Raw genomic sequence first — 15,649 nt, 5'->3', positions numbered from 1 at the left:
GAGGCGGCCTGGGCAAAGTTATCTGGTAATGAATCTCATTCATTATAGTTAGATCCAAATTTGCCAGGCAAGCCGCAATGCAGTTGCCGCTCCACCCACCAGGACAGCGGCAGGGTCAGCAGCAGGAGTGCCGCCAGGCTGATCACCGCCGTGGTGATGCCGGCGCTATCGCCAACAGCGCCAAACACCACCGGTGCCAGGGCGCCGCCGCCGATGGTGCCGGTGTAGAACAGGGCAAAGGCCTGGTCGCGCCTGCCCGCCCCCGCCAGCTCCGGCACCACGCCGTAGAGCACCGACGAGGTGCCATTGAGCACCAGGCCCAACAGCGGCAACAGCACCAGCATCGGCGTCAGCGGCAGGTACAGCATCGACACGATCAGCAGCGCAGTGAGCGACTCGGTGCACCACACGGTTTTCATCATGCCGATACGTGCGCCCAGGTAGCCGCACAGCAGCTTGCCGAAGGCGCCGCCGACGAACAGCAGCATCAGCGCCAGGCCGATACCGGCGGAGCCTGCGCCCTTGGCTTGCAGCAGAAACGGCAGAAAGGTGAGAAAGCCCATGCGTACCGCACTGTCGAGGGTGCCGGTGAGCAGCAAGGCGGCCAGGCCGCTGGCGGAGTCGCTGCCAACAGCAATCACTGCTTTGCGCACGCCCGGCGCCGCCGACGGCTGCGGCGCGATCAGCCACCAGAGCAGCGCAGCGGCCGCAAGGCCAAGGATGCCCAGCACGGTGACGCTGGTTTGCCAGCTGGTCACCACCAGCAACAGGCCGACTCCGGCGGGCACCAGCATCTTGCCGATATCACCGGCAAAGTTGTAGTGCGCCAGCGCCTCCTTGACCTCGCCGCCGGCCTCATGACTATCGCTGACCAACGACGATGCCAGCGGGTGCTGGGTACTGGCACCGAGGCCGCCCAGCAACAAGGCGAACAGCAGCATACCCAGGCCCCCGGCCTGGCCAGCCACCAGGTAGGCCAGCCCGGCCAGGGCGGTGCCGCCGACCAGCAGACGCTCACGGCCCCAGCGTTTTGCCGCGCGGCTGGCCAGCAATTGCAGGCCAGCCATCATCCCGGCGTAGGCGCCACGCAGCAGGCCGACCTGGGCGAAACTCAGGGCAAACTGCGCCTGCCACAGCGGCAGCAAGACGTAGATGACATCGGTGAGGCCATCGTGCACGGCGTGGGCCATGCTGGCGGCAATCAGTGAACGACGGCGGGTGTTCATGCATAAAGGCTCGGGCGGGAAGACCAGAGCCTTTATAGATCACGGTTTTTGCGTATGACCAATACCGTTTTCAGACCGATCGATACCGGTTCAGTACACCGCCCCCACCGGATAGACAAAGGCATTGACGTCATAGAACGGCGTACGCTGGTAGAACCAGTGCAAGCGTGCGCTGGGGCTGGCGGCGAAGGCCTTGTCACCCTTGAGCTTGCTGTCGAACTCGGCCTTGAGCTCGGGGCTTTCGGCGAGCATCTTGCGCGCCATCGGCTCCATCACGTATTCCTCAGGTTCTTCCGCCGCCACCAGGGTCGCATTGAAAAAGCCCCAGGCCCAGAACGAGTCGGGGCTTTCGGGGTACAGCAGGTTGACCGCCAGCACGCCCAGCGGCTGGTCGGTATCGATCACCACCGAGCCGGCCGGGAAGGTCTGCAAGCGCTCCAGCGGCTTGGCCACGCCACTGACCAGCAAGCGCCCTTCGTAGCCCGGGATCTGGTTGACCTGGGTGCGGTCGGGCTCGAAGCCCCCCGCCACTTTTACCTGGTCCATGCGATACAGGGTGACGGCAATCGGCGTCGGCTTGTCGAGGGTGGTCATGTGGATGCCATGGGCCTTGAGCCGGGCAATCACCTCGCGCCACTGGCCCGGCACCACATACTGTTTAGGCCGTTTGACCACCAGGTCGGGCTCGGTGTTGCCCGTCACCGGCACGCTGAGCTTCTTCGGCGTGTTGCTCCAGACGAGGGTCCTGGCACCGGTGATCGGCGACTGCTCATAGCGATAGTCACCGACAGTAAAGGCGGTGCTCTGGGCCTTGCCCGGTTTCCAGGTGAGGGTCACCTGCTCCTGGGCTTCGAGGCGTTCGCGGTCCTGGCGGATGGCTTCGCCAAGCGACGTGGCCTGATCGCCAATCACCTGGAACATGCTCTTGAGCATCACGTAGTTGCCCAGCACCTGGGTTTGATACGGGTGCAAGGCGTGCTGCTCGATGAGGATCGACGGCACGTTGCGGATGTCGCCGTACTGGTTGGAAAAGCGCGCGTAGTCGGTGCGGTACGGGTAGTAACCCTGGGTCGGGTCCTGGTTGCTGTTGAGGCTGATGCATTCATGCACCACATGGCCGTCGGCCTCCAGCGCCTGGTACACCGGTGCGCGCATGACCTTGTCGATCCAGGCGCTGCTGGCCGGCGACCAGCCGTTGCCATTGTGGCAATAGGAGCTGTCGTAGGGGTACATGGCGCCGTCGGTGGAATGGGTGTCGGCAAAAAAGCTCAGCTGGTAGGTGTTGAACACCCAGGCGACGTTGCGGATCTCGGCGCTGTCGAGCTTGGTGAAATCGCGGTTGAGGTTGTAGTTCAGGCCGTTGACCCGCCAGCCGGTTTCATCCGGGCCGTTCTGGTTGATGCGCCCGTAGGCGCTGCGGCGCAGGTCGCCGTCGACATTGACGGTGGGAATGAAAAGGATGTTGACCTTCTCCAGTAACGCAGCCAGCGGTTTGTCGCCAGTGGTCATGTCGCGCAGGAGCATGAACATCGCGTCCTTGCCATTGGCTTCGCCGGGGTGAATCTGGGCTTCGACGAAAATCGTCGGCTTGCCCGACTCGTTGAGCCCGGCCGGCGACTTGTCGACCTCAAGGGAAGCGATGGCCATCAACATCGGGTGGCCTTCGGCGCTTTTCTCCGGCAGGTCGTTGAGCACGATGCTGCCCCCGGAGGCGGCGGCCAGGCGGGTCATGTAGGCGCGGGTTTCGTCGTAGTTGCTGGTCTGGCGAAATTCGCTCGCCTCGGCCTGGGTGATCAGCGGGTTGTCCGGCCTGGCCAGGTAACGGGTGCTGGCCAGGGTCTGGGCGAACATCGCTGGCAGGATGCGCTGCTTGGCAGCCGGGGAATACAGGCTATCGTCGATATACGACGGCGCGCTGGGCAACGCCGCCGGGGCTTGCACGGCAGCGCCCAGCAACAGCGCGACAACGAGGGGCTGCAAAAGCGGGTGTTTCATGATCGATCCCTGTCATGAGAGGCAGGTGCCCACCTTAAACCACAATGTGTAAGCAGACGAGAGCCAGGCCGGGTCACAGATACGGCTGTTCTTCCCCCGGGCTGCGCTGGAAATGGCGCTTGTACTCGCGGCTGAACTGCGAGGTGCTCTGGTAGCCCACCCGGTGCGCCGCCTGGGCCACGCCCATGCCCTCACCGATCAGCATCTGCTGGGCCTTGAGCAAGCGCAGGCGCTTGAGGTACTGCATCGGCGACAGCAAGGTGCTGCGCTTGAAGTGCTCGTGAAAGGTCGAGGCGCTCATGTTCGCGCACGCCGCCAGCGCTTCGACGCTCAGCGGTTCGGCATAGTGCTCGCGCAAGTAGCTGAGCGCCGCCGCGATGCGGGCAAAGTGGCCCTGCTGCTCGACCAGTGCCCGCAACACCCCGGCCTGCGGCCCGCGCAAGGCCACATACAGCACCTCCCGCACCCGCGCCTGGCCCATTACCTGGCAGTCCAGCGGGTCGAGCAGGCAGCGCAGCAAACGCTCGACGCTGTCGCGCATGGCCTCATCCAGCGCCGCCGAGGTCATCGACTCCGGGGTTTGCGCCGTGATCGCCCGGTCTGGCGCCAGGCCCATGCTCTGCACCAGCTCCCCGAGCACGCCGCGGTCGATGGCCACCGACACCCCCAGCAGCGGCTCCTGCTCGGTGGCAAAGGTCTCACACATGAACGGCACCGACAGCGCCTGCACCAGGTAATGCCCGGCGCCGTATTCCAGGGTACGCGGCCCAAGGCGCGCCAGCTTGCTGCCCTGGGCGAGGATCATCAGGCTCGGTTCGTAAATCTGCGGGCTGCTGGCCACGTAGTGACTGGCCGACAGCACCTGCACCTGGGCAAGTGGCGTGTCGACAAAACCCGGGCGCAGCGCCAGGGAGCGGATCAGGGTACAGAGGGTGGCGTTGGCATCGGAGTGGCGAGTGAGCTGCATGAAAAACCGCACGGAGGATTGGACACTGACATCATCGCAGCTTCGCGGCCAGGCGCCAGAGTCCGGCGACCAAGTACGGAGTTTTAGGCATGACTGGCGGAGGAATGACGATAGGCGAGCCGACGCTGGATGCGCAGAATGCGCAGCCTTCACCGATCACCGTTTATTGAGGCCCTATGTACACAGCCATCGGTTACGCCGCCCAGTCCGCCACCACGCCCCTGGCGCCCATGACCTTCCAGCGCCGCAGCCCGCGCGCCGACGATGTGGCGATCTAGATCCTCTACTGTGGCGTGTGCCACTCCGACATCCACCAGGCCCGCAACGAGTGGGGCATCGCCGTGTATCCGCTGATGCCCGGCCACGAGATCGTCGGCAAGGTCACCGCCGTCGGCGCCAAGGTCAGCCGCTATCAGGTCGGTGACCTGGTGGGCGTGGGCTGCATGGTCGACTCCTGCCGCCACTGCGAAGCCTGCCAGGCGGACCTGGAGCAATACTGCCTGCAAGGCCCGACCATGACCTACGCCACCCCCGACCGGGTCGACGGCAGCAACACCATGGGCGGTTACTCCAGCAGCATCGTGGTCAGCGAGCACTTTGTCGTGCGCATTCCACAAGGCCTGGACTTGCCCAGCGCGGCGCCGATCCTCTGCGCCGGCATCACCACCTACTCACCGCTCAAGCATTACGGGGTCAAGCCCGGTGACCGCGTGGGCATTCTCGGCATGGGCGGCCTGGGCCATATGGGCATCAAATTCGCCAAGGCCATGGGCGCCGAAGTCACCCTCTTCACCCGCTCGCCGGCCAAGGCCGAAGAAGCCCGGCGCCAGGGGGCTGACCACGTGATCGTGTCCACCGATGAGGCGCAGATGCGCGCCGCGGCCGAGCGTTTCGATTTTCTTCTCGACACCATTCCGGTCCAGCACGACCTCAACCCCTACCTGCAGACCTTGAAGTTCGACGGCGTACACATTCTCGTCGGCCTGATCGAGCCGGTCGACCCGGCGCTGCACGCCGCCAACCTGGTAATGAAGCGCCGGGTGCTGGCCGGCTCGCTGATCGGCGGCATCGCCGAAACCCAGGAAGTGCTGGAGTTCTGCGCCGAGCACGGCATCAGTTGCGACATCGAGATGCTCGATATCGGTAACATCAACGAAGCCTTCAGCCGCATGATCGCCGGCGATGTGAAGTACCGCTTCGTCATCGACATGGCCACGCTCAAGGCCTGAGCCTGTCAGGCAAACACCTGGCTGTACTCGTGGGCGCGGTGCAGGGAAATGCCCTTGGCCTGCTCCACCGCCAATGGGTGGCTGCTGGCGGCCAGGGTCACGCTGGGGCGCGAGGTCGGGCCGCTCAACTGCAACCGGCCTTCAAGCCCCAGGGTTTCTGCCAGGGTCGGAATACTGTTGGCCAGGCGCACGGCAAAAGGCGGCTCGGCGGCCTGGTGCTCATCGCGCCAGAGCTCGCAGACGCGCTCGAAATCCGCCGGCTGCAGTTCGACCCAGATACCGATGCAGTAACTATCGTTGATTTGCGCCACGGCCAGCGGCAGCAGTGCCCGCAAAAAAAACCGCTCGCCGGCGATCACGCACCAGTCGTTGCTTTCCCTGACCTTGCTCTGGCGTTCCTCGGCGGCTAGCGCGAACAGCGCATCCGGGCGCCGAAACGCAAGTTCCCCCAGTTCATCGCCGTGGTCGTTACCGCACTGACTGCACATCATCAAAGCTGCCTCCTGCACCGGATTGATTGGTTAAGGGGCGCGACTCTAGCAGGCTCGCCGGGCAAAGTTGAGCTGCGGCTGATTGCCCCACGCGGCTTGGCGGCAGTTTTACTGGTCTAGGGTTAAGGGTTCAGCCGTTGCACCCCACCTGAGCAGGACGTTCAGGTGCTGACTCAAAGGAGCCCCTCATGGACGAGATCCCCCTGCTGCGCAAATGCCTCGGCTTGCTCTATAGCCTGGTCTGTTACCTGTTCTCCATGCTGGTGCTGGCGTACTTCGTGGGCTTTATTGGCCCCCCGGAAGTTCCCAAGGACATCAACTCCGGCCCGCCGACCGCCTGGTACTTCGCGGTGCCGATCAATGTGCTGCTGATCAGCCTGTTCGCCCTGCAGCACAGCGGCATGGCGCGCAAGGGCTTCAAGCAGTTCTGGCTGCAATGGGTACCGGCGCCCATCGAGCGGGCCACCTATGTGCTGTTCAGCAGCCTGGCGCTGAGCCTGCTGTTCCTGCTCTGGCAACCGATTCCCCTGACCCTGTGGGATGTCCAGGCGCAACCGGCCCGCGGGCTGATCGAGGCGCTCTACTGGCTGGGCTGGATCATCCTGGTGCTGGCCACCTTCCTGCTCAGCCACTTCGAACTGTTCGGCCTCAAGCAGGCGTTCGACGCCTTTCGCCCACACCCCGGCGAAGCCAGCGCCTTCAAGCCCCCCTGGCTGTACCGGCTGGTGCGCCACCCGTTGTACCTGGGCTTTGTCATGAGCTTCTGGGCGACGCCGCACATGACGGTTGGCCACTTGCTGTTTGCCGGGGTGAGTACCTTGTACATCCTGATGGGCACGCTGCTGGAGGAGAAGGACCTGGTGCAGTTGTTTGGCGAGCAGTATCGGCAGTATCAGCGCAAGGTCGGGATGTTGTTGCCTTTTGTGGGGCGCAGATAGATTGATCGCGGGGCAAGTCGAGGCGTCGCACCGCCGCTCCCACAGGATTGCGCGGCCCCGCGATGCTTTTGGCTACACCGACACTTTCAACATCCCCCGCTCGACAATGAAATCAATCACCCGCTGCAACCCCTGCCCGGTCTTGAGGTTAGTGAAGGCCCAGGGTCTTTCCGGACGCATGCGCCAGGTGTCCTTTTCCATCACCTCCAGCGAAGCGCCGACATAAGGCGCCAGGTCGATCTTGTTGATCACCAGGAAATCCGACTTGGTGATCCCCGGCCCGCCCTTGCGCGGGATCTTCTCGCCTTCGGCGACGTCGATCACGTACACGGTGAGGTCGGCCAGTTCCGGGCTGAAGGTGGCGCTGAGGTTGTCGCCGCCGCTCTCGACGAAGATCACTTCGAGGTTGCCGAATTTGCGCGCCAGCTCTTCCACCGCCGCCAGGTTCATCGAGGCATCTTCGCGAATCGCGGTGTGCGGGCAGCCGCCGGTTTCCACTCCGACGATGCGCTCGGGGGCCAGGGCGCCGGCCTCGGTGAGGATGCGCTGGTCTTCCTTGGTGTAGATGTCGTTGGTTACCACGGCGATTTCATAGTGGTCGCGCATGGCCTTGCACAGCGCTTCAAGCAGCGCGGTCTTGCCGGAGCCGACCGGGCCGCCGACACCAACGCGCAGGGGTTGCTGATAACTTTGCATGGGGCTTTCCTCAGGAGCGGAACAATCGGGTGTATTGGGTTTCGTGGCGCGCCGAGGCAATCGCCAGCAGCGGCAGGCCGCCGCCAAGCTGGTCATCGTCCAGGGCCAGAGCAGTTACCAGCACAGCGGGCAAGGTTTCGCTCAGGTCACGCAACAGGGTCTGCGCTGCTTGCTGGCCGAACGGCACCAGCTTGACCCCGGCCATCACCGCGCCTTCGAGCCAGGCATAGCCGTGCGCGAGGGCCAGGTCAGCCAAGGGGATATCCCAGTGCACGCCCAGCCAGGCCATGCCGCCGAGTTGGCTGAGCTCAAGCGAACTGCGCCATTGGGGTGCCTGGCCCAGTTGCCAGCCGTCGAGCAAACGGGTCAGGGCCTTGCCGCGCTGGCGTTCTTCCAGGCGCAGTTCGGCGGTTTCGCGGTTGGCCAGCAAAAACCGGCTCCAGCGCGCGAAGGCTTCGGCGTCATCCGCCAGGCAAGCCTGGTACAAGCGCGCCAGCAGCGGCCAGTCGAGGTGGCACAGGGTGTCCTCGATCTGCTGGCGTTGCCAGGCGCGAAAGCCTTCGGCGCCCTGCACCCAGCCGGCCTCCACCGCCCACTCCAGGCCTTGCGAGTAGGTAAAGCCGCCTACCGGCAGGCTGGGGCTTGCCAGCTGCAACAGGCGCAGCAGCTTCAGGTTGCTGCTCATCAGCCGGCCAGCACCAGCGCGGCACCGGCCAGCAAGCCGCCACCGAAGACTTTCTGCAGGCCGGTGTGCCGACGCAGCAGGCAACCCCCGGCAAAGCCTGCCAGCAGCAACAGGCCACTGACCGTGACGAAACCTGCGCTGAACACCCAGAACGCACCCGGGCTGGCTTCAACGCCGTGGGCCCAGCCGTGGAACAGGGCAAACAGCGGCATGGCCAGGGCCAGCAGCACCTGGCGGCTGGGCAGCAGCAGCGCGGCAGCGGCCACCAGCAGCGAGCCGATGATCATCTGCTCCATGCCGATCACACCGCCGAACACATGGCCCATCAGCGCCCCGCCGAACATCGCCCCGAGGGTCAGCAACGGCAGCGCCAGGGTACGCCCGGTCAGCGCCGCGAGCACCCCGGTGCCAAGCAGCATGAGCAAGTGATCGAGGCCGGTCAGCGGGTGCAGCAAACCATCCTGCAGCGGATTGGCATCATGGCCGGGGTGGGCAAAGGCCGGAAGCGCAACCAGCAGCAACGCGAGGGTGACGAGTTTTTTCATGGGACAATCTCCTTATCGACAATCAGTGGTGAGCGACGCGAACGAACAGGTGGTTACTGTGGGCATGGCTGTGCGGGGCACTCTGGTAGGCCCCGGCTTCAGGCTCGAACGGTGCTTGCTCGACCGTTACGTCAAGGCCCAGGCCACGGACCATTTCATCCAGCACATGGTCGTGCTGATAGCGCAGCAGGCCGGCCTCGATCTGCAGCGGCACATGGCGGTTGCCCAGGTGATAGGCGGCGCGGGTCAGCAACAGTGGATCGGCGCAGCGCACGCTGGACACCTGCTCGGCCGCCGCCAGCACGCGAATCACCTCGCCGCCCTGCGCTTCGCCAAGCAGCTCGCCACCGCGCAGCAACTGCCCGCGTTCGAGCATCAGGCCGGCCTCGCGGCCATCGTCGAGGGTGACGCGCACGCGGCTCTTGATCCGCGTATCGACAGTGAGGGTGACGGTGCCGCTTACCGTGGCGGCGTCGCTCAGGCGACGGGTCAACAGGATCATCTTCGCTCCTTAAAACAGAAAATAACGCTGGGCCATCGGCAACACCGTGGCCGGTTCGCACACCAGCAGTTCACCGTCGGCGCGCACCTCGTAGGTTTGCGAGTCGACCTCGATCATCGGCAACAGGCCGTTATGGACCATGTCGCCCTTGCGCACTGTGCGACAGCCCCGGGCCTCGCCGATCAGGCTCTGCAGCCCCAGTTGCCGGTGCACGCCACGCGCGATCGCCGCCTGCGACAGGAAGGTCATGCGCGTGGCGTGGCGCGCGGCACCGAGGGCGCCGAACATCGGCCGGTAGTGCACCGGTTGCGGGGTCGGGATCGAGCCGTTGATATCGCCCATCGGCGCCATGGCGATCATCCCGCCCTTGATCACCAGCGCAGGCTTGACGCCGAAGAACGCCGGCGCCCAGAGCACCAGGTCGGCGAGTTTGCCGGCCTCCACCGAGCCCACTTCGTGGGCGATGCCATGGGTCAGCGCCGGGTTGATGGTGTACTTGGCGATGTAGCGCTTGACCCGGAAGTTGTCGCTGCGCGCGGTATCCGGCGCCAAGGGGCCACGGCGTAGTTTCATCTGGTGCGCCACCTGCCAGGTGCGCAGCACCACTTCGCCGACCCGGCCCATGGCCTGGGAGTCGGACGAAGTCATCGAGAACGCGCCCAGGTCATGGAGGATGTCTTCGGCGGCAATCGTCTCGCGGCGGATACGCGACTCGGCAAACGCCACGTCCTCGGCAATACTCGGGTCCAGGTGATGGCAGACCATGAGCATGTCCAGGTGCTCGTCGACGGTGTTCTGGGTGTAGGGCAAGGTCGGGTTGGTCGAGGACGGCAGCACATTGGCAAAGGCCGCCGCGCGGATGATGTCCGGCGCATGGCCACCGCCGGCGCCTTCGGTGTGGAAGGTATGGATGGTGCGATCGCCAATCGCCGCCAGAGTGTCCTCGATACAGCCCGACTCGTTGAGGGTGTCGGTATGGATCGCCACCTGCACGTCGTGCTCTTGCGCCACGCCCAGGCAGCAGTCGATGGCTGCCGGGGTCGAACCCCAGTCTTCGTGCAGCTTGAGGCCCACGGCGCCGGCTTCGATCTGCTCGCGCAAGGCTTCGGGCCGCGAGGCGTTGCCTTTGCCCAGCAGGCCGATATTGATCGGCAATTGGTCGGCGGCCTGGAGCATGCGCGCCAGGTACCAGGGCCCGGAGGTGCAGGTGGTGGCATTGGTGCCGGTGGCAGGCCCGGTGCCGCCGCCAATGAAGGTGGTAATGCCCGAGGTCAGCGCCTCTTCGACCTGCTGCGGGCAGATGAAGTGGATGTGCGAGTCGATGCCGCCAGCGGTGACGATCTTGCCTTCGGCGGCGATCACTTCGGTGCCCGGCCCGACTGGCAAGGTCACTCCCGGTTGCACATCGGGGTTGCCAGCCTTGCCGACACCGACGATGCGCCCGTCCTTGATGCCGATGTCGGCCTTGACGATGCCCCAGTGGTCGATGATCAGCGCGTTGGTCAGCACCAGGTCCAGCGCCTGCGCGGCAAGCATCTGGCCCTGGCCCATGCCGTCGCGGATGACCTTGCCGCCGCCGAACTTGACCTCCTCGCCATAGATCGTGAAGTCCTTCTCGACCTCGACCCACAGCTCGGTGTCGGCCAGGCGTACGCGATCGCCCACTGTCGGGCCGAACATGTCGGCATAGGCCCTGCGCGATATGCGGCTCATGCCTGATTCTCCAGCTTGCCCATGACCTTGCCCTGAAAGCCGTAGACCTCGCGCTTGCCGCGGTACGGCACCAGCGGGACGGTCCGCGCCTGGCCCGGTTCGAAACGCACGGCGGTGCCAGCGGCGATGTCCAGGCGGTAACCTCGGGTCGGCTCGCGCTCGAACACCAGGGCGTTGTTGACCTCGAAAAAGTGATAGTGCGAGCCGACCTGCACCGGCCGGTCGCCGTGGTTGGCGACGGTGACGCTGATCACCTCAAGGCCGGCGTTGAGTTCGATGTCGCCGTCGGCAACCTGTATTTCTCCGGGAATCATCCTGTGCTCCTAGACAATCGGGTCATGGACGGTGACCAGCTTGGTGCCGTCGGGAAAGGTCGCTTCCACCTGCACATCGGCGATCATCTCGCTGACCCCGGCCATCACCTGGTCACGGCGCAGCACCTCGCGGCCGAGGTTCATCAGCTCGGCAACGGTGCGCCCGTCGCGGGCGCCTTCCATCACCGTGGCGCTGATCAAGGCCACCGCCTCCGGGTAGTTGAGCTGCAGGCCACGGGCCAGGCGCCGTTCGGCCAGCAGTGCAGCGGTGAACAGCAGCAGTTTGTCTTTCTCTCGCGGGGTCAGCTCCATGGCGTTCTCTCAGGTGGCCCAGATACGCGGCGGGCATGGCGCCAGGCCGACCACGACGGGTCGCAAGGCGTGCCAGAGCCGCTGCAGGGTAAGTTGCAGGCGTTGGTTGTCGTGATCGAGCAGGCGTACCACCAGCAACTGGCCAAGCAGGGTCGCGCCGGCCGGAGCGCCCAGGTCTTCAAGCAAGGCGCGGCTCTGTTCAAGCAGTTCGCTGCTGGCCGGATAGGCGCAAAAGGTTGCTTGCAGCGGCAAGCCGGCGACTTTGTCGAGCTGCCCGCCGTCGATGCGCAGACGCTCGTGCAGGCCCGGGTCGTCGGCCAGCTCGATGTGCAGGCGACTGTCGACGGCGCCGTGACTGAAGGTCTCGGCCATCACCGGGCGGCCCAGGCACAGGGTTTCCCAGGCCAGCAGGCGCGCGCCAGGCGCCAGGGTAAAGCGGTTTTCCAGGCGCACGCGGGCGCCGGCAAAACAGATGTTGCCCTGGGGCAGCCATTCGAGCGTGCTGTTTTCGTCCAGGTAAAAATGCTGCTGGAGGATCGAGGTCGGGCCGCCGCTGCGGTAGAACTTGGTCGCTCCGGGCATGGTCAGCAGCGCATGGCTGCCGGGTTCCAGGTGCACATCGAGCAGCAGTTTGTCGCCGCCGACCACGCCACCCGGCGGGTGCAGCACGTAGACGTGGCACGGTGCGCCTTCGGGATAGAACGGCCGCTGCACCAAAAGAGGACCGAAATGGCGCCGCGCACCAATACAGGTCTTGCTCTCGCCCCGAACGAAACGCAGCCGCAGCTCGGCGCGCCAGCCGGCATCTGCGGTGTCCAGGTCGGGGGTTGCGGGGAGCGACATGCCTCAGGTTCCAGTAAACGCTGCCCCAACTCGGCGACAGACGCATTTGCAAGAAACAACCTACGCGCTCAAGCGAATCCAGCGACTTGCAGGTTTGACCAATCGATCAGTAATCGATAGCTGAGGCAAAGCACATAGCGGGCCAAGATGGCGCGCTGGAGGGGGTTGTTTAAACAGCCGGCATGCACCGGTTTAGCGCTGTGTGCTTGCCGCGCGTTTAAACCCGGGCATCAGACCATGCCTACAACAGCGGCTACTCCTGACGCAGCCGCTTGCGGTGCGACGTGGTGCGCTCGTAGAACCAGATGCAATCCTGCTGGTACCTCGTCGCCCGGCAGCGGCACAGCACTGGATAAGCGCAAAAACCGCCCCATACTGATAGCACTACGCCTCTAGCGGACCGAGGGCCGGACCATGAGCCGAAACGTTGGTTTGATTGCCGTCGGGGTGGATCACACTGGCATTCTGGATTCGTTGAAAGGCGCGGCCAGCGGGGCACTGCAATTTGCCCGCTGGCTGGAGGAGCAACAGCAGTTCGGCATCAGCCCGAGCATCAGCGTACTGACCGATCAGAATGACCAGGTGGTCGAAGCCAAGGCGATCCAGACCGCCGCCCGCGACTTGCTCGCGGTCGGCGGGCTCGACCTGCTGATCCTGTATTTCTCCGGGCACGGCATTGTCAAGAACGGCGCCGATGAACAAGTCTTGCTGTCGAACGTCAAGGACTACCCCGACGAAGCCATCAACATTGCTGCAACGGCGCTCAACGCCCGCCATATTGGCGTACCCCATGTCGTGATCATCTCCGACGCCTGTCGCAATGCGGTCGACCCCTTTGGCTCACTGGGCCAGGTCAGTGGCAGGCCCGCGGTGAAACGCGGTGCGGTGGTCGGCATCAAGCCCGGCAAGGTCGATATCTTCTACGCCACCGAACCGTCACAAACCGCCAAGGAGTACAAAGGCGAAGGATTCTTTACCAAGGTCCTGCTCGAAGCGCTGCAAAGCCCTCCGACAGAAATTTGCGAGACCTGGCCGGGCTCCAGCGTGCCGATCATTCCCACCTGGCTTCTGGAAGACTACCTGTACAACCAGGTGCCGACCCGCGCCCAGCAGCAAACACCGCGCTTCGAGCAAACGCCGGACATCATTGTCCAGGCGCGCCAACCGCTGTTCCTCGGCTATGCCAGCCCGCCGCTAGTCTTTGCCAGCCCTCCCCCGCTGCCTGGCCCCGGGCCGCTGGACTACGGCCTGCCCGCTGAAGCCGGAGCACCCTACTTTGAGCAAATCCAGATCCTGCCGCTTCCCGAGCTGTTTCCAGCAAACCTCAGGGTCACCAGCCGAAACCAGGCGATACAACAGGTGGCCAGCAGCTTTCTCAAGGAACCCGAGGCGTACATCAGCACCACATTGCTTGAACAAGCCGGCCTCGACGAAGCCTACCGGCGCAACCTGCAGCGCTACACAGCACTCCCCCAGAGCCCGGCCGAAAGCGGATTGCGCATCATCGGTAGCCAGGCCATCAGCGTCCTGGTGGCCCCCGGCCAAGCGGCGCCCGATGTGCAAACCGATGACCAGCAGAGCATCATCAGCCTGGCGCCGTCTGCTCAGGCGCAGTCAGTCATCGTCACGTTCAGCGACGACACCCTGATCGTCTTACCGGTCATGCCCGGCTACATAGGCACAGTCCACGTAGACGAAGGCCTGGTGCAGTCGGTTTCGTTCGAGATGGGTAGGACCCTGGCCCAGACCTTTGCGCAAACTCCGAGCAGGCGCCTGCACCTGCACCACTTGCAAGCACTTGCCGCAGCCTTCGCCAGCAGCGCCAAACTGCGCACCCTGGCCGCGATCCAGGCATCGAGCTTCGCCGATGTCCTGCGCCAGGAAAAGCGCCTGGACCCGACCTTGGGCATCTACGCCGCCTACGCCTATCTGCTGGCCGCTGACGACCAAGGCGTGCGTTCGGTGCTGAGCTACTTCCTTGACTACCAGGCATCGTCCCAACCGCCTTTGCCCGTGCCGTTCGATGTGGCTTTGCTCGCCGGCGCCCAGGCACCCGGCAAGCGCAAGGCACGGCCGCTGATCGCACCGTTCTGCCCGATGATGAGCCTTGGCTGGACAGTGCTGGCAGCCCATGGCAAGAACCAGAAGCTCCACCCTGCAATCCTCGAAGCCGGTAAATACCGGCTCAATACTGAATGGTCGACCTTTCGCCGCCGCGATACCCAACCGCTTATCGAAGCTTTTCTACAAGGAGAGTTGTCATGAAAGTCGTGTTCATCCATGGCCGGTCGCAACAAGGTAAAAACCCGCTCACCCTGCAAAACACCTGGACCAATGCCTTGATCAAGGGTTTTGAAGGCATCGGTTCGCCCTACCCTGGCGTGGTCGATGTGGCCTTCCCTTACTACGGTGATCTGTTGTTCGACGAAACCTACCGCAGAGCGCAGAAAGACTTTCAGGTACTCACCGACAAAGGCGCCGACGCCGCGGCCCCGGGTGGCGAGGAAGAAGAGTTCATGCGCCAGGTCATTTACGACATCGCCAAGCAGCAAGGTATCAGCAAGGAACAGATCAACGCCGAGGCCAATGGCGAGATGCTTGAGAAAGGTGTTCAGAACTGGCGCGGCGTGCTGGCGGCCCTGCGCCTGCTCGACCAGTTGCCCGGTGTCGGCGCGACTTCGGTCGAGCTGTTCACCCGCGATGTGTGGTACTACCTGACCGAAAAAACCATCCGTGACGCGGTCAACAAATTGGTCGATGCCCAGCTTCCAGAAAACGATCCGTGCATCGTGGTAGCTCACTCTCTGGGCACCATCATTGCCTATAACCTGCTGATGAACCGGCCTGCACGCAGCAACATCAAGGGCCTGGTGACCCTCGGCTCGCCCCTGGGCATTGAAGCCATCCTGAGCCGGCTGCCCTCCAACGGTTCGCCGCGCAAGGCCCCGGATGGCGTACCCAGCTGGGTCAACATTCGTGACAAACGCGATGTGGTGGCGCTCTACGAAATTCCCGCCGCGCGCTTCAGTGGAGCACCTGCGGTGCAAAACCACAGCAACGCCAGCAACGGCAGCGATAACCGCCACGGCATCGTCGAGTACCTCAACGACACCATCGTAGCGGGCGTATTACGGCCTTTGCTGGCATAAGCAGGTTCAAACACTCAGACTCGTGCACTGGCTGCAGCAATCAA

General features: G+C 64.2%; 15 protein-coding genes and 1 pseudogene. 4 read left to right on the top strand and 12 right to left on the bottom strand.

Translation table 11 applies throughout. The features are described from left to right. Positions 1-35: 35 nt before the first annotated feature. From LOY22_RS11955 to LOY22_RS11945, 3 genes are all read right to left on the bottom strand, one after another. Positions 36-1,226: an MFS transporter gene (locus tag LOY22_RS11955; protein ID WP_045198657.1), complete on the bottom strand. Its 1,191-nt coding sequence runs from the start codon at positions 1,224-1,226 to the stop codon at positions 36-38. Positions 1,227-1,316: 90 nt separating this feature from the next. Next, complete coding sequence (locus tag LOY22_RS11950) at positions 1,317-3,221, bottom strand: M14 family metallopeptidase (protein WP_093383489.1); 1,905 nt, start codon at positions 3,219-3,221, stop codon at positions 1,317-1,319. 73 nt (positions 3,222-3,294) lie between these two features. Then, the gene (locus LOY22_RS11945; protein WP_045198654.1) at positions 3,295-4,188 is read right to left on the bottom strand and encodes an AraC family transcriptional regulator; all 894 of its coding nucleotides are present in this window, start codon (positions 4,186-4,188) and stop codon (positions 3,295-3,297) included. Between the two features lie 176 nt (positions 4,189-4,364). Between LOY22_RS11945 and LOY22_RS11940 the strand changes: the two are divergent. Continuing rightward, positions 4,365-5,417 (top strand): annotated as a pseudogene (locus LOY22_RS11940) (NAD(P)-dependent alcohol dehydrogenase). A gap of 5 nt (positions 5,418-5,422) precedes the next feature. Here the strand turns inward: LOY22_RS11940 and LOY22_RS11935 are convergent. After that, on the bottom strand, positions 5,423-5,908 hold the full coding sequence (locus LOY22_RS11935) for a DUF2199 domain-containing protein (RefSeq protein WP_093383494.1): 486 nt from the start codon (positions 5,906-5,908) through the stop codon (positions 5,423-5,425). Between the two features lie 188 nt (positions 5,909-6,096). On the opposite strand from LOY22_RS11935, the gene mddA reads away from it, so the two are divergent. After that, a complete protein-coding gene (mddA, locus tag LOY22_RS11930) occupies positions 6,097-6,846 on the top strand; it encodes a methanethiol S-methyltransferase (protein WP_258597591.1) in 750 nt (249 codons plus the stop codon). Positions 6,847-6,918: 72 nt separating this feature from the next. Here mddA and ureG read toward each other — a convergent pair whose 3' ends face one another. From ureG to LOY22_RS11890, 8 genes are read right to left on the bottom strand one after another with little or no spacing between them, the layout of a single operon-like run. Continuing rightward, positions 6,919-7,542 carry an urease accessory protein UreG gene (ureG, locus tag LOY22_RS11925; protein WP_045198646.1) on the bottom strand — a complete coding sequence of 208 codons (624 nt, stop codon included), beginning with the start codon at positions 7,540-7,542 and terminating at the stop codon, positions 6,919-6,921. Positions 7,543-7,552: 10 nt separating this feature from the next. Beyond that, entirely contained in the window at positions 7,553-8,227 is a 675-nt protein-coding gene (locus LOY22_RS11920; protein ID WP_093383509.1) for an urease accessory protein UreF, read from the bottom strand. Then, positions 8,227-8,772 carry a HupE/UreJ family protein gene (locus LOY22_RS11915; protein ID WP_093383515.1) on the bottom strand — a complete coding sequence of 182 codons (546 nt, stop codon included), beginning with the start codon at positions 8,770-8,772 and terminating at the stop codon, positions 8,227-8,229. The genes LOY22_RS11920 and LOY22_RS11915 overlap by 1 nt, the downstream gene beginning before the upstream one ends. 22 nt (positions 8,773-8,794) lie before the next feature. Further along, positions 8,795-9,274, bottom strand: a complete 480-nt coding sequence (gene ureE, locus LOY22_RS11910; RefSeq protein ID WP_093383518.1) for an urease accessory protein UreE — start codon at positions 9,272-9,274, stop codon at positions 8,795-8,797. A gap of 9 nt (positions 9,275-9,283) precedes the next feature. After that, entirely contained in the window at positions 9,284-10,987 is a 1,704-nt protein-coding gene (gene ureC, locus LOY22_RS11905) for an urease subunit alpha (protein WP_045198637.1), read from the bottom strand. Next, on the bottom strand, positions 10,984-11,301 hold the full coding sequence (locus LOY22_RS11900; protein WP_045198635.1) for an urease subunit beta: 318 nt from the start codon (positions 11,299-11,301) through the stop codon (positions 10,984-10,986). The genes ureC and LOY22_RS11900 overlap by 4 nt, the downstream gene beginning before the upstream one ends. Before the next feature lie 9 nt (positions 11,302-11,310). Continuing rightward, a complete protein-coding gene (locus LOY22_RS11895; protein WP_093383521.1) occupies positions 11,311-11,613 on the bottom strand; it encodes an urease subunit gamma in 303 nt (100 codons plus the stop codon). Positions 11,614-11,622: 9 nt separating this feature from the next. Continuing rightward, positions 11,623-12,456, bottom strand: a complete 834-nt coding sequence (locus tag LOY22_RS11890) for an urease accessory protein UreD (RefSeq protein WP_093383524.1) — start codon at positions 12,454-12,456, stop codon at positions 11,623-11,625. Between the two features lie 414 nt (positions 12,457-12,870). On the opposite strand from LOY22_RS11890, the gene LOY22_RS11885 reads away from it, so the two are divergent. Further along, positions 12,871-14,721 (top strand): caspase family protein, encoded by a 1,851-nt coding sequence (locus LOY22_RS11885; protein WP_258597586.1) that lies wholly within the window; start codon positions 12,871-12,873, stop codon positions 14,719-14,721. Beyond that, the gene (locus LOY22_RS11880; protein ID WP_093383533.1) at positions 14,718-15,605 is read left to right on the top strand and encodes an alpha/beta fold hydrolase; all 888 of its coding nucleotides are present in this window, start codon (positions 14,718-14,720) and stop codon (positions 15,603-15,605) included. The genes LOY22_RS11885 and LOY22_RS11880 overlap by 4 nt, the downstream gene beginning before the upstream one ends. Positions 15,606-15,649: the final 44 nt, after the last annotated feature.

Source organism: Pseudomonas sp. B21-035 (assembly GCF_024748945.1).
Taxonomy (GTDB): domain Bacteria; phylum Pseudomonadota; class Gammaproteobacteria; order Pseudomonadales; family Pseudomonadaceae; genus Aquipseudomonas.
This window is presented reverse-complemented; position numbering and strand designations above follow the sequence as displayed.

Excerpts from the sequence above, each read along its gene's own strand:
- LOY22_RS11955 (WP_045198657.1), bottom strand. The coding sequence starts at position 1,226 with ATGAACACCCGCCGTCGTTCACTGATTGCCGCCAGCATGGCCCACGCC.
- LOY22_RS11950 (WP_093383489.1), bottom strand. The coding sequence starts at position 3,221 with ATGAAACACCCGCTTTTGCAGCCCCTCGTTGTCGCGCTGTTGCTGGGC.
- LOY22_RS11945 (WP_045198654.1), bottom strand. The coding sequence starts at position 4,188 with ATGCAGCTCACTCGCCACTCCGATGCCAACGCCACCCTCTGTACCCTG.
- LOY22_RS11935 (WP_093383494.1), bottom strand. The coding sequence starts at position 5,908 with ATGATGTGCAGTCAGTGCGGTAACGACCACGGCGATGAACTGGGGGAA.
- mddA (WP_258597591.1), top strand. The coding sequence starts at position 6,097 with ATGGACGAGATCCCCCTGCTGCGCAAATGCCTCGGCTTGCTCTATAGC.
- ureG (WP_045198646.1), bottom strand. The coding sequence starts at position 7,542 with ATGCAAAGTTATCAGCAACCCCTGCGCGTTGGTGTCGGCGGCCCGGTC.
- LOY22_RS11920 (WP_093383509.1), bottom strand. The coding sequence starts at position 8,227 with ATGAGCAGCAACCTGAAGCTGCTGCGCCTGTTGCAGCTGGCAAGCCCC.
- LOY22_RS11915 (WP_093383515.1), bottom strand. The coding sequence starts at position 8,772 with ATGAAAAAACTCGTCACCCTCGCGTTGCTGCTGGTTGCGCTTCCGGCC.
- ureE (WP_093383518.1), bottom strand. The coding sequence starts at position 9,274 with ATGATCCTGTTGACCCGTCGCCTGAGCGACGCCGCCACGGTAAGCGGC.
- ureC (WP_045198637.1), bottom strand. The coding sequence starts at position 10,987 with ATGAGCCGCATATCGCGCAGGGCCTATGCCGACATGTTCGGCCCGACA.
- LOY22_RS11900 (WP_045198635.1), bottom strand. The coding sequence starts at position 11,301 with ATGATTCCCGGAGAAATACAGGTTGCCGACGGCGACATCGAACTCAAC.
- LOY22_RS11895 (WP_093383521.1), bottom strand. The coding sequence starts at position 11,613 with ATGGAGCTGACCCCGCGAGAGAAAGACAAACTGCTGCTGTTCACCGCT.
- LOY22_RS11890 (WP_093383524.1), bottom strand. The coding sequence starts at position 12,456 with ATGTCGCTCCCCGCAACCCCCGACCTGGACACCGCAGATGCCGGCTGG.
- LOY22_RS11885 (WP_258597586.1), top strand. The coding sequence starts at position 12,871 with ATGAGCCGAAACGTTGGTTTGATTGCCGTCGGGGTGGATCACACTGGC.
- LOY22_RS11880 (WP_093383533.1), top strand. The coding sequence starts at position 14,718 with ATGAAAGTCGTGTTCATCCATGGCCGGTCGCAACAAGGTAAAAACCCG.